The sequence below is a fragment of the Pseudomonas sp. G.S.17 genome (assembly GCF_038096165.1).
In the GTDB taxonomy this organism is placed as follows: domain Bacteria; phylum Pseudomonadota; class Gammaproteobacteria; order Pseudomonadales; family Pseudomonadaceae; genus Aquipseudomonas.
The window spans coordinates 3,199,404-3,215,112 of the sequence record NZ_CP151076.1 but is presented as its reverse complement, the minus strand read 5'-3'; the positions used below and the strand labels follow the sequence as shown (position 1 = coordinate 3,215,112).

At 56.7% G+C, this 15,709-nt stretch carries 27 protein-coding genes; 6 read left to right on the top strand and 21 right to left on the bottom strand.

What is annotated here, in order from left to right; genetic code table 11:
* Positions 1-79: 79 nt before the first annotated feature.
* From AABC73_RS15130 to AABC73_RS15060, 15 genes are all read right to left on the bottom strand, one after another.
* A complete protein-coding gene (locus AABC73_RS15130; protein ID WP_341519884.1) occupies positions 80-268 on the bottom strand; it encodes a hypothetical protein in 189 nt (62 codons plus the stop codon).
* Between the two features lie 2 nt (positions 269-270).
* Positions 271-993 carry a hypothetical protein gene (locus AABC73_RS15125; protein ID WP_341519883.1) on the bottom strand — a complete coding sequence of 241 codons (723 nt, stop codon included), beginning with the start codon at positions 991-993 and terminating at the stop codon, positions 271-273.
* Positions 994-1,040: 47 nt separating this feature from the next.
* Entirely contained in the window at positions 1,041-1,697 is a 657-nt protein-coding gene (locus AABC73_RS15120) for a hypothetical protein (protein WP_341519882.1), read from the bottom strand.
* Positions 1,698-1,708: 11 nt separating this feature from the next.
* Positions 1,709-2,335 (bottom strand): AAA family ATPase, encoded by a 627-nt coding sequence (locus AABC73_RS15115; RefSeq protein ID WP_341519881.1) that lies wholly within the window; start codon positions 2,333-2,335, stop codon positions 1,709-1,711.
* Between the two features lie 10 nt (positions 2,336-2,345).
* Positions 2,346-2,489 (bottom strand): hypothetical protein, encoded by a 144-nt coding sequence (locus AABC73_RS15110; RefSeq protein WP_341519880.1) that lies wholly within the window; start codon positions 2,487-2,489, stop codon positions 2,346-2,348.
* Positions 2,490-2,500: 11 nt separating this feature from the next.
* Positions 2,501-2,965 carry an HNH endonuclease gene (locus AABC73_RS15105; RefSeq protein ID WP_341519879.1) on the bottom strand — a complete coding sequence of 155 codons (465 nt, stop codon included), beginning with the start codon at positions 2,963-2,965 and terminating at the stop codon, positions 2,501-2,503.
* A 322-nt stretch (positions 2,966-3,287) separates the two neighbouring features.
* Positions 3,288-4,121 (bottom strand): hypothetical protein, encoded by an 834-nt coding sequence (locus AABC73_RS15100; RefSeq protein ID WP_341519878.1) that lies wholly within the window; start codon positions 4,119-4,121, stop codon positions 3,288-3,290.
* Positions 4,122-4,237: 116 nt separating this feature from the next.
* Complete coding sequence (locus tag AABC73_RS15095; RefSeq protein WP_341519877.1) at positions 4,238-4,753, bottom strand: zinc-finger-containing protein; 516 nt, start codon at positions 4,751-4,753, stop codon at positions 4,238-4,240.
* Between the two features lie 133 nt (positions 4,754-4,886).
* Positions 4,887-5,078: a hypothetical protein gene (locus tag AABC73_RS15090; protein WP_341519876.1), complete on the bottom strand. Its 192-nt coding sequence runs from the start codon at positions 5,076-5,078 to the stop codon at positions 4,887-4,889.
* Positions 5,079-5,265: 187 nt separating this feature from the next.
* Entirely contained in the window at positions 5,266-5,709 is a 444-nt protein-coding gene (locus AABC73_RS15085) for a hypothetical protein (protein WP_341519875.1), read from the bottom strand.
* Positions 5,710-5,729: 20 nt separating this feature from the next.
* Complete coding sequence (locus AABC73_RS15080) at positions 5,730-5,933, bottom strand: DUF551 domain-containing protein (protein WP_341519874.1); 204 nt, start codon at positions 5,931-5,933, stop codon at positions 5,730-5,732.
* Positions 5,934-6,489: 556 nt separating this feature from the next.
* Complete coding sequence (locus AABC73_RS15075; protein ID WP_341519873.1) at positions 6,490-6,678, bottom strand: Lar family restriction alleviation protein; 189 nt, start codon at positions 6,676-6,678, stop codon at positions 6,490-6,492.
* Between the two features lie 30 nt (positions 6,679-6,708).
* Entirely contained in the window at positions 6,709-6,924 is a 216-nt protein-coding gene (locus tag AABC73_RS15070; protein WP_341519872.1) for a hypothetical protein, read from the bottom strand.
* A gap of 62 nt (positions 6,925-6,986) precedes the next feature.
* The gene (locus tag AABC73_RS15065) at positions 6,987-7,961 is read right to left on the bottom strand and encodes a hypothetical protein (protein ID WP_341519871.1); all 975 of its coding nucleotides are present in this window, start codon (positions 7,959-7,961) and stop codon (positions 6,987-6,989) included.
* Positions 7,962-8,017: 56 nt separating this feature from the next.
* Positions 8,018-8,830, bottom strand: a complete 813-nt coding sequence (locus tag AABC73_RS15060) for a pentapeptide repeat-containing protein (protein WP_341519870.1) — start codon at positions 8,828-8,830, stop codon at positions 8,018-8,020.
* A gap of 479 nt (positions 8,831-9,309) precedes the next feature.
* On the opposite strand from AABC73_RS15060, the gene AABC73_RS15055 reads away from it, so the two are divergent.
* Positions 9,310-9,768: a hypothetical protein gene (locus AABC73_RS15055; protein WP_341519869.1), complete on the top strand. Its 459-nt coding sequence runs from the start codon at positions 9,310-9,312 to the stop codon at positions 9,766-9,768.
* 90 nt (positions 9,769-9,858) lie between these two features.
* On the opposite strand, the gene AABC73_RS15050 is transcribed toward AABC73_RS15055, so the two are convergent.
* On the bottom strand, positions 9,859-10,221 hold the full coding sequence (locus AABC73_RS15050) for a hypothetical protein (protein WP_341519868.1): 363 nt from the start codon (positions 10,219-10,221) through the stop codon (positions 9,859-9,861).
* A gap of 542 nt (positions 10,222-10,763) precedes the next feature.
* On the opposite strand from AABC73_RS15050, the gene AABC73_RS15045 reads away from it, so the two are divergent.
* Entirely contained in the window at positions 10,764-11,075 is a 312-nt protein-coding gene (locus AABC73_RS15045; protein WP_341519867.1) for a DUF1654 domain-containing protein, read from the top strand.
* Between the two features lie 110 nt (positions 11,076-11,185).
* Positions 11,186-11,644 carry a hypothetical protein gene (locus tag AABC73_RS15040; protein WP_341519866.1) on the top strand — a complete coding sequence of 153 codons (459 nt, stop codon included), beginning with the start codon at positions 11,186-11,188 and terminating at the stop codon, positions 11,642-11,644.
* Positions 11,645-11,692: 48 nt separating this feature from the next.
* Here the strand turns inward: AABC73_RS15040 and AABC73_RS15035 are convergent, their stop codons facing one another.
* Positions 11,693-12,490, bottom strand: coding sequence for a hypothetical protein (locus AABC73_RS15035; RefSeq protein WP_341519865.1), 798 nt, complete (start codon positions 12,488-12,490; stop codon positions 11,693-11,695).
* A 139-nt stretch (positions 12,491-12,629) separates the two neighbouring features.
* Between AABC73_RS15035 and AABC73_RS15030 the strand changes: the two genes are divergently transcribed.
* Both AABC73_RS15030 and AABC73_RS15025 read left to right on the top strand, forming a co-directional pair.
* A complete protein-coding gene (locus tag AABC73_RS15030) occupies positions 12,630-12,917 on the top strand; it encodes a type II toxin-antitoxin system Phd/YefM family antitoxin (protein WP_341519864.1) in 288 nt (95 codons plus the stop codon).
* Entirely contained in the window at positions 12,907-13,194 is a 288-nt protein-coding gene (locus AABC73_RS15025) for a type II toxin-antitoxin system RelE/ParE family toxin (protein ID WP_341519863.1), read from the top strand. Before AABC73_RS15030 ends, AABC73_RS15025 begins: the two co-directional genes overlap by 11 nt.
* A gap of 37 nt (positions 13,195-13,231) precedes the next feature.
* Here AABC73_RS15025 and AABC73_RS15020 read toward each other — a convergent pair whose 3' ends face one another.
* From AABC73_RS15020 to AABC73_RS15005, 4 genes are read right to left on the bottom strand one after another with little or no spacing between them, the layout of a single operon-like run.
* Positions 13,232-13,864: a hypothetical protein gene (locus AABC73_RS15020; RefSeq protein ID WP_341519862.1), complete on the bottom strand. Its 633-nt coding sequence runs from the start codon at positions 13,862-13,864 to the stop codon at positions 13,232-13,234.
* Positions 13,861-14,205 carry a hypothetical protein gene (locus AABC73_RS15015; RefSeq protein ID WP_341519861.1) on the bottom strand — a complete coding sequence of 115 codons (345 nt, stop codon included), beginning with the start codon at positions 14,203-14,205 and terminating at the stop codon, positions 13,861-13,863. Before AABC73_RS15015 ends, AABC73_RS15020 begins: the two co-directional genes overlap by 4 nt.
* Positions 14,206-14,259: 54 nt before the next feature.
* Entirely contained in the window at positions 14,260-14,499 is a 240-nt protein-coding gene (locus tag AABC73_RS15010) for a hypothetical protein (protein WP_341519860.1), read from the bottom strand.
* 4 nt (positions 14,500-14,503) lie between these two features.
* Positions 14,504-15,364, bottom strand: a complete 861-nt coding sequence (locus tag AABC73_RS15005) for a LexA family transcriptional regulator (protein WP_341519859.1) — start codon at positions 15,362-15,364, stop codon at positions 14,504-14,506.
* An 83-nt stretch (positions 15,365-15,447) separates the two neighbouring features.
* Here AABC73_RS15005 and AABC73_RS15000 point away from each other — a divergent pair, with 83 nt between their 5' ends.
* Entirely contained in the window at positions 15,448-15,687 is a 240-nt protein-coding gene (locus tag AABC73_RS15000) for a hypothetical protein (protein WP_025856086.1), read from the top strand.
* Positions 15,688-15,709: the final 22 nt, after the last annotated feature.

Here is a 15,709-nt window from a genome sequence, read left to right as displayed (position 1 = left end):
GCTCCTTCAAGCCGCTCGGCGGCAGATGGAATTGTTCGGCCCGCCGTCGCTGGCGGACCTTTGCACTGAGGCGTTTCAATCAAGCCACCCGGAACAGTTGTGACTTTAGCCCCTCAACCTGGCGCTCAAGGTTGCGAATTGTCTTCTCGCCGCGCTCACGATCTGCTGGGGTCCAGTTGGGCGAGAACTCATGCAGTCGCTCCAGGCTTTCACGCAGATGGTGCAGATTGGTCTGGCGGGCGTTGTGGACGATGAGGGTGGCGGTCATGGTCAGGCCGCCTGTGCAAACGTGAGGCGTTTGTGGATTTGGCGAACACGCTCCACGTCGCCAACGCAATACTTCGCCACATCGTCGATACGGCCCGCCTGTACGAATTCCCAGACCTTGCTGCCGTCGATCTCGTCTTCAATTTCGCTGCCCTTGGTGGCTATCCCGAAAACCTTACAGAGCTTGTCGAGGCTGACCGTTCCGCGCACACCGGCCCAGGCCGTCATTGTGTCAAACACCTCGGAGCCCCATGGCTTGGCTTCGAATGGGATGCATGCCGGGGGGCGAATGCCGAGCATCACTGCGCGCTGAAAGATGAAGCGAAGGTCGAAGTTGAGGACGTTGTGCCCGATGAATACCGGCTTTCCAGTTTGCCGGGTGCCGCCAGCCAGCTCGCGCCCGGCCGCCGAGTCGACTGCATTGAACAGGCCGAAGAGGATTTCCCGCTCGCTGTCCGGCCAGTTTTTGCCGTAGAAGGTGATTGGCGGTTCGTCGCCGATAGCAATCGATGCCACCACGATATGTCCGAATGCACCGTCAAAGCTGGTTTTCAGCCAAGCCTCATCGACCAGCGCTGGCTTTTCGTTAAGCTCCCACGCGGCGATTGTTTCCGGCTTCTTGTAATTGCCCGGCGCGCTGATTCGCTCGGCGAGGATGCCTTTGATGCCTGGTGCTTGGCCTGGGATCGTTTCAATGTCGAGATAGATGTTCATGCTTTGCTCCAAAGAAAAGGGCGCTCAATAGCGCCCATGGGGAGTGGTGGTCGTTGCTATCAATCGAATGGGATGTTGTCCCAGTCTGCTGGTGGCGCTGAGTCGTCATGACTGGCCGCGTATCCGCTGCCTCCGGCTGGCGCATGACCCTTCGGACGACGATCAACGACAGGCTTCTTCATCACCTGTTGAACCATCTTTTCCAGCTTGGCGGGGGCGGGGCTGCGGGTATCGAGGATTTCCGAGGCGGTCTTTTCGGATTCGGCGCTGAATGGCGCGAAGATGGTCGGCCGCTCCATCCCGGTAGTGCTGTTCTTCTCGATCTCCATCTGAAGCAGTAGGCCAATCGGTTTTCCTACCAGCTCAGGGAACCCCTTGATGATGACCTTCTCGCGCTGACCTGCGTCTTTGTTCCACTTCTCGATTTCCATTGGTCGAGGGTCGGCCACTGTTCGCACCTGAAGGCAGGCCATAATCGCGTTCAGTGTGGCGTGACCGCCGTCGTTCTTCGTCCCGTGCTGATAGGACAGGTTAAGGTAGAACTGAGCCTCGGCGCCTTCCCGCGTCTTGTAGGTGAAGCCGATGCCGGTAGAACCGGTTTCTGACTTTTCCATGTATTCGGCGCGCGTGAAGGCGCCAATGTATTTCCCGGCTTCGTCGATGAACGCTGACTTGTTGTCTGCGGATCGGGCTGAGTTCTGGTCAAGATCAAACATTGCAGGGTTCCTTATGCGGCGATAGGGGATTCAATTTGGTAGTAGGCGCAGATGCCTGCGTCCACGGCGGCCAAGTCGTTGTCGATCAGGTCTTCAAACATGCCCATCGGGGCTTTTGTCGTGTCAGACCCGTTGTTGCGTGTTGCGAAGTAGTTCTTGCCGTCCTGAACGATTGCCCGGAGAACGATGGTAACCATGCCTTCCAGAGTGATCTTGTCGTCCAACATCTTGCCGACCGTTTTCATCTTGATCTGGCCGGTCTCGCTCTCCTCGGTGTGGCTGAGGATGTAGATCCGAACGTCATCGGGCAGCTTGAGCAGGGCGTCGAATACGTCCCAGGTGTGGCGGCCGATGTCATTGAACTTGTCGTAGCCTTTTTCCTGACTGCGCCGCATGAATTCATTGGCGAGCACGTACTGGTAATCATCGATCACGATCACCTTGCGTTTCGTGTTGGTCGCCGCATGGATGATTCGTGCGTGGTCATCAGTTACCAGCGGCTTCCAGGCATTGGAGCCGGGGAATGGAAGTGGCTTCTTGATGACTTGAATCAGCGCGACCTGCCTTGGATCGAAATTACGCAGCGAAGTGGATTTGCCGCTGCCGGACTTGCCGAGAATTAGTGAAAGTGTCGACATGGCTGCCTCGCTACTGCGGTTGGTTGTCCCATTCCCGCTCAATGCGGGCTTGTTCTGCCTCGTACTCTTTGCGCTCATCCCCGGCGAATCGCTCGGGCGAGAAGCTGCCGACCGTCCTCCAGTCAAGCTGGGCGGCCATTCGGGGTGTGCTCATTTAGGGCCTCGCTATCCGTGATTTGAGAACTGCTCGTGATACTTCAGTCGCTGAAGTCGGATCTCATGTGCAGCCTCTTCAAGGCTGTCGAAATACGCTTCGTACACAGTCACGCTGTTTTTGTTGATTTTGGCGGTCCATTTTTTGTAGGTAGGATTCCAGCTGACCCCCTTCACCCCGCTAACGTTGTCCTTCCGAAGGCCTGAGTTCTGAACGTTTTCGCCAGCAGTGGCGAGCCTAAGATTTGCAATCCTGTTGTCGCTTTTATTGCCGTTTATGTGGTCAATTCGAGAGCGTGGCTCCTCTCCATAAAAAAGCTGCCACGCCAATCGATGCCCATAAAAAAACTTGGTTTTAATGACGGCCTGAATGTATCCACTGGCGTTCGTGCAAGTTATCGGCGTCCCAGACTTTGAGTTCGCCGCGAAATCAACTTTCCTTGTCAGCACCCCTGTTTTTGGGTCGTAGTCGATCATCGCCCTCAGTCTTGAGGTATCCATAAATCACCTAATAAATAATTTGGATGGCGGGAATCATGCGACTTGCAATCAGGATCACCGCCTTCTTGGCGCAATCCTCTGGCATGCCACCGTCGATAAATGCCTGAAGCGCCGCGCGGTTTATCCTGCCCTTGTGCGCCTTGTCTGCTTCGCGAGCCTCGGCCTGTTTGCGATCTTCGGCGGCAGCCTGTTCGCTACGCGCTATCTCATCGAGTCGCGCTTGCTCAACTGCCTGCGCCTGGCGCTGTTCGGCTGCAACCCGGTCTTGCTCGGCCTGAAGCTTCTGGCGTTCTTCGCGCTAGGCGGCAAGTTTCAGCTGAAGGGCCTGATTAGCGGCTGCGGCCTCGGCATCGCGGGCTTTCTGATCCGCGTCCCTTTGGGCCTGTGCGGCTTGATCAATCAGCGCCTGTTCGCGCCGGGCCGCTGCATCACGTTCGGCCTGAACTGCTTCTGCGGCTTCACGCTGGGCTTGCTCAACTGCGGCACGGGCAATGGCTGCATCACGCTCTTGCTGTTCGCGTATGGCTTGCTCGGCGTTGAACTTGGCGATGGCGGCAAGATCAGCTTCAACCTTTGTCCGATCAGCCAGCAGCGCCCGCAGGGTGACAAGCGACTTGTCTTTCACCTGGGCGGCTTCCGGCAAAAACTCCTGCCAGCTGTCGTCGATAGCGACCAACTCCAGATCGGCAATCACCTGGGCGACGAATGCAGCCGACGGCATCTCGGTGAATATGGCCAAGTCTTTGAGGCGCTGGATGGCGTCGGCATGCTTGTCGCGGCGAGCCACCTCGGCGACTTCCCAGTCAGTCAGCGGCTTGCGAATCTCGTCACGCAAGGCATCTGCATCGCGTACAAATTCACGCAGCTCGACCTCGATGACCTTGGGTAGCTCTTTGATCTTGCGCAGGTAGTCGCGCCCAGGCTTTTCTACTGCTGCCTTGCGCTTGCTGACCGTGGCTGCAAGGCTGGCTATGCGATCACGGCCCTTGCGACTGGAAAGATCAGGCACCTCTCCAGACACCTCATCCTTGATCATCTGAAGGAAAGGCTTCAGGCCGTTCTGGACGTAGATGGCAGGGGCGTTCTCGTCACTTATGTGGTCGATCTGGACCAGTTGCATATTCGCGGACATAACGATCTCTCCACGCCACCAGAGAGGGGCGCTGTGATATGTGAAATTAGATGTGCAGGGTTATCGCCGGGACGCCTTGTGGTGCGGGGCTGGTGTGGCGATTTGAATGTGAAGGGTTAGCGGCGAGCCTTGGCGAATGCTCTGCCCATTGCCGTGCTTTCATTCAGCGCGGCGCTGCAAATACTGGACGCTGCGGCGCACTGCTCAGGCTCAAACCATCCGAAGTGACATTCAGAGACAGGGACACCCATCCTCTCCGATAGCCACTGGTAAGCCTGATTCCGGCTGAAACCGCGCAACTCTTTCAACTGGTGAAACAAGTCCTTGCTGGCATTTCGGTCCTTACGAAGCTGGTTGGCTGCAAGCGTTCCCAACGGTATATCAGTCGATGGGTGCAAGCCGACATAAGCTTTGCAGTCAGAGCACAGGTAGGCGTACGGCCATTCCCCGTAGCTGCGGCCGTTGTATATTTGCGAATTGCAGACAAGCTCAACGTCGCCGCCGCAGTACCGGCACACGGTCGGGGCTGGAAGTGGGTTCTTGACGCGCTTCAGAGCTTTTCGGCTGATGTGCGGGAGCGGAGCGGGCGCAACAATGCGCTCCGGGCTGTGTGCCCGAGTGTCGATAGCCATTTTGGATTCCTTGCCTGTTAGAGCGGGGCGATGCGGTCGGCGAGGGCGGTCGCAAGGAATACGACAGTTACCGCGAAGAGGACCGGGAAGCTGCCGCGCCAGAACGCGAAGCGCTTGGCACGCTGGGAGCGGGTCACATTTCCACCAGTCGGCCCCGAGGATCAAATCCCCAGTCGCCTTCCATAAAGGAACTGTTGTCGCGAGCGTGCAGGGGCCAGTCGCCCTTGACCTGATTATCAAGCTCGAAGACCAGGGTTTCGCGAGGCAGCTTTAGAATGTCTTCAAGCTGTTCATCGGCCAGAGATTTAACAATTGGCTGGCTCATTTCGCTCTCCCTGGCCGGCGCTCAAGCGTGTCCGTCAGCCGTTTGCAGTAGTGGTGGAATTCTTCGGTTGTGATCTGCCCCGAATCCCTCAGCCTTTTGATATTGCGCAGCGCTATTTCCTCGTACAGAGGAGGGCATGTAGGCGATCCGACGGTGTCTAGATATTCGTCTATGACGATATGAGGGCTCAAAACCCACACTCCGACTGCGCTTTATCGTCATCCCGAGCAGCGTCGGCGTACTCTTCGGCGAGCGGAGACAGAATCTCCAGCGCCAGATCCTGCACGACCCGGCACTCACCCTCATCAACACCGAGGGCTTCGGAGGCGAGCTGATAAAGCACGTCATCTTTGTGAGCGCGCCGCATGACTTCGATCAGGATCCGCTCGATTGCGTAGTTATCACCGCCATTGGCTGACAGGTGATTGGCTACCGACTCAACCAGATGCTGGCTGATGACCAGCACCCCATCCCGACCAAACGGGTTTGGCTTCATCACATCGCGGCCAGACATCAGCCTTGCAGTGGACTTCTCCAGCCATTCCTTGCCTGCGGTTGATTCTAGAAAATCGCCATCCTCTTCGGGCAGCATGTCGTCCCAGCGTTGTTGAAGTTTTCGTAGTGCGCTCATGACTGCCTCCAGAGGCTTGGTTATGCGGTAGGTGGCTGCGGAAGTGGCATCCAGTGGGTGATGCCGATCAGGTCGTCACCGTTTGCATCGAAGAAGCCTGTATCTCCATCGTGAACGCCCGGCTCATGCCGCCAGTATTCGGCGGCCTCGGTAATCGTGCCGAATACCAGAACAGGCTGGCCTTGATGCGGCTCACAATCGATCAATCTGCGCCATTCGCTCATCACTCAATCCTCATCGTTCAAATACAATCGGCTGGAAACATCACTCGGCTGTATTCCGCAAAGGAGCCGGGTGTTTCCATGCGATTGAATTCGGGGCAATAAAAACCCGGCGTTAACCGGGTGCGGGTGTATCTGAGGCGGTGCCGAGATTGAACGCCTCGGCGCACTGTTCGTTTACATAGTCGTATCTCCTGTCGCTCGCTCACTGGGCAGGCAGTGGCCACCTATGGAATTGGGTGCAGACGGCTGGTACTGATCTCCAGCCTGATGGACCGATCCGCTATTTTTAAGTAGGCCCGCGTCACTCCATCGCTTGTGGCATTTCGTTCGCGCATCAGCCTGCGCATTCATCTGCTGTTGTTGCTGTGATGCAAGGTGTCCCGCATGTGCGGGGTTGGCTTCTTACATCGGTCTGCAATCTCAGAGGGCGAACCCTCAGCCCGCCGTATTGGCTGCCCCGTGACGGGCTGGCGGGTAACCGGTATTCACGTTCCGGCGAGATTGCAGGCCGATGTCTCCTCTCGCGAAGAGATCGGTACTCTTGCCCATAGGGCGGTTATGCGGTGGCTTGGGGTGTACGATCCAGCTTGTTCCAGCGGCGCACCACCGCTTCTTCAGAGCAGGCGTGCTGAAGCTTGTGATCGCAATCTCGACACTGCACCCAGCTCGCTGCATTGGTGGCGCTGTCCACTTCCAGATCATCACCGCCGCACACCGGGCATGGTTTTGGCCTAGGGTCACTCATTGTCTTGCTCCGTTGCGTTGATGGGGTGGGTTAGGCCGGGATGAAGTGATCGGCGTGGCGCATGTGTCGCTCCACTTCGATTGGCTCAAGCTCTCTGATCTGATCGCCCGTCTCAATCTGAAACTTGTGAAGCGGCGTGTCGATCATTGCTACGTTTCCGGCCTCTTCTTCACTATCAGCCTCAATCACGACCGTGCACTGAGCCGTCAGCGTCACGGTGTAAGTTTTCTTTGGAGTGGCATCCATCTTCTATCTCCCATCCCAGTCATTTACCTCAGAGCCCGGTATAGGGGTGAGGGGGTGTGGTGTTAGGCGAGAACGAACTTATTGTTCTCGCCCAGTCGATAAGCCTTTTCAGCTTCGATTCCGTCTTCGCCGACATATGCCTGATAGGTTCGGTAGCGCTCAGACTTACTGCACCACTTACGGATTCTCAGTTCGGATTTGTCGCCGCCGGTGAGCGTTGAGTGGTAGCCGCCGGTGAGCGTTGAGTGGTAGCCGCCGGTGAGCGTTGAGTCGTAGCCGCCGGTGAGCGTTGAGCCGTAGCCGCCGGTGAGCGTTGAGTCGTAGCCGCCGGTGAGCGTTGAGTGGTCGCCGCCGGTGAGCGTTGAGCCGTAGCCGCCGGTGAGCGTTGAGTCGTCGCCGCCGGTGAGCGTTGAGTGGTCGCCGCCGGTGAGCGTTGAGTCGTAGCCGCCGGTGAGCGTTGAGCCGTAGCCGCCGGTGAGCGTTGAGTCGTAGCCGCCGGTGAGCGTTGAGTGGTTGCCGCCGGTGAGCGTTGAGTGGTAGCCGCCGGTGAGCGTTGAGTCGTCGCCGCCGGTGAGCGTTGAGTGGTTGCCGCCGGTGAGCGTTGAGTGGTAGCCGCCGGTGAGCGTTGAGTCGTCGCCGCCGGTGAGCGTGACCCCAATAACCGCGACACTCGCAGCGCGCACTTCGTGCTCAAGCAGATATTGAGTGGCACTCAGCTTGTCGCCGATGTGACGAATTGTGCATGACGGGAATTTGATTTTTCCACCCAGCGCGACAATGGATGGCAGCGGCACTTCGACCACCAGCCATTTAGCGTCAGGTTTACCGATGCTGCTGCTTGCACCAGAATCGCCTTGCCCGAACAACCAGCCATGAAGACCATGGCCGCATTCGTCATCTTTACGCCAGTCCGAAGCGGTCACGACAGCGCCCACTTCATCGGGCCATTGGAAGCCGCCGTGACTGGTCATATCTGCGTAGCAAGTACGCAACACCAGGGCCGTTTCAGGCGCCTGTAATTTCTTCTTCGTTGCCATCTCACTTCCTCCACTTGAATTCAACAAAGCGTCCGATGCGGGCGCTTGGGTAGGGGTTATGCAGCTTCAGATTCAGATTCTGGCTCGATGCCGCCCGGCTCTGCTGGCGCGGAGCTGATGATGGTTTCGAGGATTGGCTTCCAGACGCCCCACCAAGCAGTTGCCTGGTTATCCATTCGATCAATCTGCGCAGGACTGAACGCCCACCATTCGCTGATTTCATGTATCTGGCAGCCGATCTGCATGTGGGTGGCGGTATAAGTCACGGCATAAGTTCCGCACTGAAGCGACTTGATTTCGCGACCGTTGCCTGATGCGCCCCAAAGCTCGCGAATGTCGCTCAGGTTGGCACCGCTCAGGTTGGCATCGCTCAGGTTGGCACCGCTCAGATTGGCATCGCTCAGATTGGCATCGCTCAGGTTGGCACCGCTCAGATTGGCATCGCTCAGGTTGGCATCGCTCAGGTTGGCACCGCTCAGGTAGGCACCGCTCAGGTTGGCACCGCTCAGATTGGCATCGCGCAGATTGGCATCGCTCAGGTTGGCACCGCTCAGATTGGCATCGCTCAGATTGGCATCGCTCAGGTTGGCATCGCTCAGGTAGGCACCGCGCAGATTGGCACCGCGCAGATTGGCATCGCTCAGGTTGGCATCGCTCAGGTAGGCACCGCGCAGATTGGCACCGCGCAGATTGGCATCGCTCAGGTTGGCACCGCTCAGGTAGGCACCGCGCAGATTGGCATCGCGCAGATTGGCATCGCTCAGATTGGCACCGCTCAGGTTGGCACGCTCGCCACCCTCTTCGTCATCCAGCCAGGCTTTGTGCTTTCCAAGAATCTCGGCAAGCTGTTCTGCTGTGTAGGTATTCATGATGTGACTCCCGTTGGATTCCCCAATGCAGCCTGTCGCCAAGCTGCATCAGCGAAATGTTCGGTGTGCACCGCGACCCGCTACTGGCGTCGGTCGCGGCTTCAAGCATCAGCGCTGCTCGTCTTGCTTGGGTTGGCCCACCGGTTGCCCGGCTGATGCGCGGTGACATCTCTGGCCCGCTGTCCGCTGCCTGTCAGGTATTGGGCGCAGCCTTCAGGCTTGCTGCGCCGCACGGGTGGATCGCTAACTACTTCATGGCTTGGTTCCTCCTATAGGTGTTTGTTCCGCACCACACGCATCGCCCGATTCGTATCTCTGGCCAGGTCACACATTTCGTGTCCGGTGTTCTTCCTGGCTGGCTTGCATGGTTTGGCGTACTCACATGAGGGAGTACGGCAGCTATCCAGAGCTGGCATGGCATCGACTATTTGTTGCTCGTACTGCTAATCTCAGAAACTGAGAACTCAAAGGCTGATGCCATGGAACTGAAAGAGTCGAAGCACCCGAAACCTAAATCCGACGAGGATGCTTTAACGATTGAGTTGAGGAATGAGTTCGCACTGCTCAACAAGATCTTTGAGCTGCGAGAAATTGCTCGCGACACCAGCAAAAAGAAGCTGAATCGGAAAGCTGCCAAGGCCGCAATCAAAGAAACGAAGAAAACTTCGAACAACAACGCTTCCCTGAAGGCGCCGAAGCTTCCTAAGCCATCTTCACCACCCAGGAAGCCGGAAGGTGAGTGGATTAAGAAGATCTGCTGGCGATGCAATTCTAAATTTGCCGTCCATTCACACTGGCTAAACAAGCCGAGCATGTGCAGAGCCTGCGCCAAAGATCTGGACGAAACCTACTTGCCATCAGGTCCAGATCATTCGACCCCTTTCTCAAAGGTCCACTTTGTCAGTGGCGGCGCACCTGGCTCAGGTAAGCGTCGATAAGCATTTTTCCTGCTTTCCGCGTGATCCCGAGTAGGGCTACCTGGAGAGCATCCGGCCAGCACATGGCCGACCGGGTGCCGGGCTGGCTTTTCAGCTGAACTGCCGCTCGACGTGCTCTTCGACGCGCCTGTCAACCAAATCAGCAATTCTGAAAGCTTCATCGCTGCTGTAGTGCGGGTTGCACTCCGAGCAATGGCCGGTCACTTCAATCTCGGCGATCAACTGCATCAGCGACTGATCACGCAAGCAGGCTGGACACTGCACCTTCTCGTCTGCTTTCGTCTTGACCAGCCCGATGCAGCACTTCGCGGCATCTTCCTTTTCGTCATGGAAGTCAGCGCATACATCGCAGCTCCAGCCTTCGTCAATCGGCGGCTGACAACAGCTTTCAGCTTCGTGATAGAACTCATGGACTTCGTAACAAGCCCCACATTGATAAGCCTTTGTCGGCATATCGGTGCCCTCCGTTGTTTTCCCGGATGCCACTCAACGAACGGCATCTAGTGAAATCTGGTATTGCTGTCTCGCTACGCATATCTGGGTCATTCGCACAGTTATGGCATTTGCCATCGATCAACCGTCAAGGGTGGTCCCTCGCGTTGGCAGGCTTTATTCATTCACCTGTCTGATCGCCGGTCTCCAGTAGAGGCGTAGCGGCCAATAGTTAGTTTTTGACAGAGCCTTTGAGTCGGCCCTACCTGTCCTTGCCGGACAGGCGGCCCCGCTGTTATTTCCGCAGCGGGATCGTGTTCTGAAGTTTTAAAGAGCGAACCTCCGAGGAGGCGGGCCGGGTGGCCCTGTCGCGGTGTTGCTGCGATGGGTTAAATATGAACTACAGGTTCATATTCAGTCAAGTACCAAAAGTACATAATTTATCTGGTTCACTTTTGGAAGAATAAAAACGGGGGCGAAATGGGATTTACGTTGAACCAACGGTTCGCTATGCTCGTGCCACAACTGTACGCATATACAGTATCTAATCAGGGGGTGATTTCATGGCGAAGAAGCAGGCGGCACCGGCAGCACGACAGGAAATGAGCGGTATGGCGCGCCTGGGGTTGCGCGTCTCATCGATGATCAATCACCCGACGGCACAGGCGCAGCGCTGGGTGACGATTCATCGCCTGGACACGGACGGGGATCGGGAGTGGGAAGAGGTGCTGAGCGTGATCGCCGAGACGGACGAGCTTGAGTTGACGCTCAATGATGACGGTAGCGTGACAGTGAGGTGGGAGCAGCAGGATGCAGAGCCGGCGGGGAAGGGCGAGCCGGAGTTTGAAGCAGAGGAAGAGGCGGTTTCGTTCTGAGTGGCATGAAAAAGCCCGCACTTGGCGGGCTGTCGGACTGCCATCATTCCGCTACAATCGGCGTCGGCTGAGCCTCAGCCAGGCCAATGAAGGCGCGATGGAGTGATGGCATGAAGATGGGGAAGGTGGCGGGAGCCGCAACGCTTGCTGCAATACTGGCAACGAACGGGTGCGCCAGCATCGTGAGCACCAGCAAGCCCAAGGTGAATATCTATGCCTTGCCGCAGGTGACGACCTATACGATCAAGGATTCGGCGGGGAAAGTTTTGCTTGTCGGGCAAACGCCTGGAGCGGCGCTGCTGGAGACTAGCCGTGGCTACTTCAAGCGCCAAACCTACTCAATCACGTTCAGCGCTGACGGCTACAGTGACAGCACTCAAGTCCTCAAGCCGACGATCAGCGGTTGGTACTGGTGGAATATCCTGCTCGGCGGTGCAATCGGCATGCTCATCGTCGATCCGCTCACGGGAGCGATGTATACGCTGCCTGACGAAGTTGTGGGAACGCTCAAACCTATCGAAGTCAACACGCCATCCCCTTTGGCAAGGCCGGCCCAGGCTCAGCAGTAGCCCACAAAAAAGCCCGCTCATCGGCGGGCTTTGTTTCCTAGCGGGCGGCTACCACCCAAGCATTTCCGGGACTATCCACTCGGGAGGCTGGCCGTCTTTAGATATTCGGACCATTCCAGCATTCAGCTGGTAAACCTGAACTACAGCGCCGATCTTGACTCCGCGCTTTATGGCGGCCGACGGGTCGGCGGTAGTGCGGATGGGCGCCGCGAATGTAGCAGGTTTGGATTTGCTCCCGATCTTCAGGGTGAGTGATTTAGCTGATGGGGTTGCCGGATCGCCTGAAGCGCTTGGAGGCTTGGAGAAAATAGCCCATTTAGTTAGCGTCCAATAGTTGAGCTTCCCGAGGTCTGGGTTTTTACTATATTCCGAGGCGAGCTTTAGGCCGATTTGCATGTGGTCGCCACGGACCTGCATTACTGTCCATGATATGTCAGAGCTGACATTGCTCTGATGGAAGCAGTATCTGGACCCAGTGATCTCAGCCCAGGCCGTGTATTCAGCTCTGGCATAGTGGTCAAGGGCTCTATCGAGGTCACTTCCGGTCATGCAGCCAATAGTTGACGAGTCCAGCCAGACTTGCTGATCGGCTCTTGGCGTAAGTGGCGATGACGACGATGAACCTCCAGATTGCAGAGAAGATTTGTCGGACATCGCTCCAAATATCATCAGGGCGCCAAATGCGATGACCGGGGTCAGCACTATCCACAACAGTATCTTGCCCAACGATCCCGGCTTTGCAGCCTGGGGCGAGGTCGCCGTTGTTAGGTCGGCCTGGCAGTGTCTGCACCGAATTGCCTCTGCCTTGATCGTTTCTGCGCAATAAGGACATGCCTTTTCTTCCATTGCCAACCGCTCCCGTAATTGAGCCAGCACTCTACCATTCGTGGCGTACAGCCACCATTGGCGGGGAGAGGGCAAGGTTATGCGCTTGCTCATGCGCCAAAAAAAGACCAGAATAAAGACCTATATAGGAGTCTTATCCATGCAAAATATTCTGGCTGATGTGGCCGTCAGCGTATCCGAGCTCAAAAAGAACCCGTCGGCAGTGCTGAGCGGCGCCAATGGCTCGGCCGTGGCCGTACTGAACCACAACCGCGTCATGGGCTACATGGTCCCGGCTGATATCTACGAAGCCATGGTCGAACGCTTGGACGACTTGGAGCTGGCACAAGTAGCCAAGGCCCGACTCGACGCCAAGGCAGCGCCTATCCGTGTATCGCTCGACGATCTCATTGGCGAGGCCGAGGCCGATATCGCTAATGGCCGCTGAGTTCAGCGTTGAGTGGGACCCGAAAGCGCTGAAGGAGCTTCGAAAGCTCGACGGCGCCATCCGCCTCCAGTTCCTGCGAAAGCTCCAGGAGCGACAGAGCGGTCCACGCGTGCCAGGCAATGCGCTTCACGGCATGAAGGATTGCTACAAAATAAAATTGCGCGGGGCTGGGTATCGGCTGGCGTACCGTGTAGAGGACGAGCGAATCGTGATCCTGGTGCTGGCCATCGGTAAGCGCGAGCGAAGCTCGGTGTATGAGCAGGCAGGGAGGCGGTAGGGCAGAAACAAGAAGCCCGGCGCTGGGCCGGGCTGAGTCACTTCTGCTGTGCCGGTGGTGCGGCTGGCTGAGCTGGAGTCGCTTGCTCCACCGCTTTATGAACTGCAAGCTCGCTACGACCCATCTGAAAAGATGAAATCATATTTGAGGTCAGCATAGCGTTGAAACCACCAATGCCGATGACGATGGCGAGAACCGTCGAAACTGCAGTGACAATTATTGTGGTTTTCATGCTGCCAAATGCAGATTTTATCTGATCATGACTTGTGTCAATGCGATTTACGGTCGCCTCCAGCCGCCTGTCACGCTCAGCTTGGACTGCCATGAATGCATCAATTTTAGCCGACACAGACTCGACCCGAGCATCCATCTTGGTCTCGATGGTCTCGATCTTTGCGTTGAATTCTTCTCGAGTAATATCGCTCATGAATTCAGTATCGTTGTTGATCTTGGCCTTGTCATCAGGTGTTTTTAACACGCTCTCTGTAAGTCGGCGAACCGAAGCGCTTAGCGCATCGCTTTGAATAGCCTGCCAAGCAGATAAAATAGTTGGCGCGGCGATTGCTGAATCGCTGATGTTTTTGTATCTCTGGATCGTATCCTGGTCATCCTCGTCATGGCTTTTTGGATCTAACGGTTCGAGAGAAACACCAAAACCCAAGCCGCTCACTTTGGCTCAATCTCTGATTTTTTCCTGTCGCGAGTTTGGCTCACCATCTTCAAGAGGCTAATCGCAAGGCGTTCCGCGACGTCAATAGGCATCGTCAGCGCTGCAACATCATTGCGATAAGGCGTAGCTCGGCCGCCTCCCATTATAGCTCTGCTGGGATTTTCAGGATCAGGCACTATGGGTTCGCTGGTGACTTCTAGCGAGTCTCTGCCGAAGGTTATGTGGATCCGATCTTCGTCATTCCAACTGATAGCCATGGGAGAGTAGCGGTCCACAAACTCATCGATAAAGACGGATGATCTGCGATGTATTAATTCGGTGAGAGTTACTTTGTCGGTCACGAAACCATCCATGCGCTTTGCGCTCAATCAAAGTTCTTAAAATTCCCACCAGGCCTACTCAGGCTTCCCCCGCACAATCCTTCCAGCCTTCACCTCTTCCGCATACCCCGCCAGCTTGTCCTCGGTCTCTTGGAGGGAGAGGGCGATCTTCAGCAGCTCCATAGCCTCGCCTTCCTGGCCTGTCGCGGACAGCCTCTTCGCTGCCTGCATCAGATCGACGCCTGACCACTTGAGCAGGGCCGCAGCCTGTTTCAGGTCGCGGCGTAGCTGCTGGTTGGGTTTGGTTAGGGCCATGGCGTCACACCGGTTGTCCGTTCCACACGTAAAGCACCCGAGCCAGGATATGGGTGTCATCCACTCGGATTTCCTCGGGGTCGTGGTGCTTGTTGTCCGAGATCATCTTGAAGCGGTCCTTGCCTTTCTTCTGGAGGCGCTTCACGTACAGCATCTCGTTGTGGGAGAAAAGGTAGATGCCGTCGCCGGTGAACTCCCGGATCGTGATGTCGACCAGTAGCGGATCTCGGTCTTTGATGGTCGGCGCCATCGACTGGCCCCACCCGGTGATCATCTTCAGGTGGAAGTGTTCTTTGAAGGTGAGGCCGAGATCGCGCAGGTGCTTCGGGCTGACCCTGATGTCCTGGAGCATTTCCGGATATTCGTGCGGGATCTGCCCGCCGCCCATCGCGGCGCGCACATCGTAGTGGGCAATCCACACCTCGTCACCGACCTGGCCGGGCCGAGAGAAGTCAACGGTGATTACGTTGCTCGCTGGCTCATTTGCCGCTGACGCAATGCGCTGGCGCACTTCTTTTGGCAAACCCTTTCCGTGCTTTTCAAGCATGTCACGCACTAGATCGGCGGCAGATAGCCTATCCGCGCTCGCTGGGTCTTTGGCCATGTGTAGGCTCGAGTGGCCCGGCTCATCACCCGACCCATGTTGTAGCCATTCGATTTTTACATCGAGCGCCTCAGCGATCGCCTGCATTTTGGCAGGGCCCGGCATCGCCTCACCATTCAGCCACTTGCTCGCCGCCTTTGGAGTGACTTTGGCTATTTCAGACAGCCGAGCGCCCGCACCCCATTGATCAATGCCTTTTGCGGCAACGGATTTTTTGAGGCGAGAGGCAAACGCTGCGCGTATCTCTTCGATTTGAACCATAGGTTCAATATCGCATGGCCTTGCATGTACTTTCAGTTCCGACATAATATGTACTGCAAGTTCATATTTCGCTTGGAGGCCACATGAGCCCGCTTAAGAAATCAATTGATGATGCCGGCGGCGTTCCGGTGGTTGCCCTGGCATGCGGCAAGACCCCGCGGGCCGTTTACAAGTGGCTTGCCGCCGACTGCCTGCCACGCACCGAGTACACCGGAGAGACGCGGTACGCAGAAAGGATTGCGGCTCTGGCTTCTGCAAATGGAAAGCCATTCGAACCTTCTTGGCTTCTTTCCGAGGCCCATCCGAAGAAAACCGCCGCCTGACATCCCTGTCCGCCGCTCCATT

Bases quoted from the DNA above. Each gene is read 5' to 3' on its own strand.
- AABC73_RS15130 (WP_341519884.1), bottom strand. From the start codon at position 268: ATGACCGCCACCCTCATCGTCCACAACGCCCGCCAGACCAATCTGCAC.
- AABC73_RS15120 (WP_341519882.1), bottom strand. From the start codon at position 1,697: ATGTTTGATCTTGACCAGAACTCAGCCCGATCCGCAGACAACAAGTCA.
- AABC73_RS15115 (WP_341519881.1), bottom strand. From the start codon at position 2,335: ATGTCGACACTTTCACTAATTCTCGGCAAGTCCGGCAGCGGCAAATCC.
- AABC73_RS15110 (WP_341519880.1), bottom strand. From the start codon at position 2,489: ATGAGCACACCCCGAATGGCCGCCCAGCTTGACTGGAGGACGGTCGGC.
- AABC73_RS15105 (WP_341519879.1), bottom strand. From the start codon at position 2,965: ATGATCGACTACGACCCAAAAACAGGGGTGCTGACAAGGAAAGTTGAT.
- AABC73_RS15100 (WP_341519878.1), bottom strand. From the start codon at position 4,121: ATGTCCGCGAATATGCAACTGGTCCAGATCGACCACATAAGTGACGAG.
- AABC73_RS15095 (WP_341519877.1), bottom strand. From the start codon at position 4,753: ATGGCTATCGACACTCGGGCACACAGCCCGGAGCGCATTGTTGCGCCC.
- AABC73_RS15090 (WP_341519876.1), bottom strand. From the start codon at position 5,078: ATGAGCCAGCCAATTGTTAAATCTCTGGCCGATGAACAGCTTGAAGAC.
- AABC73_RS15085 (WP_341519875.1), bottom strand. From the start codon at position 5,709: ATGAGCGCACTACGAAAACTTCAACAACGCTGGGACGACATGCTGCCC.
- AABC73_RS15080 (WP_341519874.1), bottom strand. From the start codon at position 5,933: ATGAGCGAATGGCGCAGATTGATCGATTGTGAGCCGCATCAAGGCCAG.
- AABC73_RS15075 (WP_341519873.1), bottom strand. From the start codon at position 6,678: ATGAGTGACCCTAGGCCAAAACCATGCCCGGTGTGCGGCGGTGATGAT.
- AABC73_RS15070 (WP_341519872.1), bottom strand. From the start codon at position 6,924: ATGGATGCCACTCCAAAGAAAACTTACACCGTGACGCTGACGGCTCAG.
- AABC73_RS15065 (WP_341519871.1), bottom strand. From the start codon at position 7,961: ATGGCAACGAAGAAGAAATTACAGGCGCCTGAAACGGCCCTGGTGTTG.
- AABC73_RS15060 (WP_341519870.1), bottom strand. From the start codon at position 8,830: ATGAATACCTACACAGCAGAACAGCTTGCCGAGATTCTTGGAAAGCAC.
- AABC73_RS15055 (WP_341519869.1), top strand. From the start codon at position 9,310: ATGGAACTGAAAGAGTCGAAGCACCCGAAACCTAAATCCGACGAGGAT.
- AABC73_RS15050 (WP_341519868.1), bottom strand. From the start codon at position 10,221: ATGCCGACAAAGGCTTATCAATGTGGGGCTTGTTACGAAGTCCATGAG.
- AABC73_RS15045 (WP_341519867.1), top strand. From the start codon at position 10,764: ATGGCGAAGAAGCAGGCGGCACCGGCAGCACGACAGGAAATGAGCGGT.
- AABC73_RS15040 (WP_341519866.1), top strand. From the start codon at position 11,186: ATGAAGATGGGGAAGGTGGCGGGAGCCGCAACGCTTGCTGCAATACTG.
- AABC73_RS15035 (WP_341519865.1), bottom strand. From the start codon at position 12,490: ATGGAAGAAAAGGCATGTCCTTATTGCGCAGAAACGATCAAGGCAGAG.
- AABC73_RS15030 (WP_341519864.1), top strand. From the start codon at position 12,630: ATGCAAAATATTCTGGCTGATGTGGCCGTCAGCGTATCCGAGCTCAAA.
- AABC73_RS15025 (WP_341519863.1), top strand. From the start codon at position 12,907: ATGGCCGCTGAGTTCAGCGTTGAGTGGGACCCGAAAGCGCTGAAGGAG.
- AABC73_RS15010 (WP_341519860.1), bottom strand. From the start codon at position 14,499: ATGGCCCTAACCAAACCCAACCAGCAGCTACGCCGCGACCTGAAACAG.
- AABC73_RS15005 (WP_341519859.1), bottom strand. From the start codon at position 15,364: ATGGTTCAAATCGAAGAGATACGCGCAGCGTTTGCCTCTCGCCTCAAA.
- AABC73_RS15000 (WP_025856086.1), top strand. From the start codon at position 15,448: ATGAGCCCGCTTAAGAAATCAATTGATGATGCCGGCGGCGTTCCGGTG.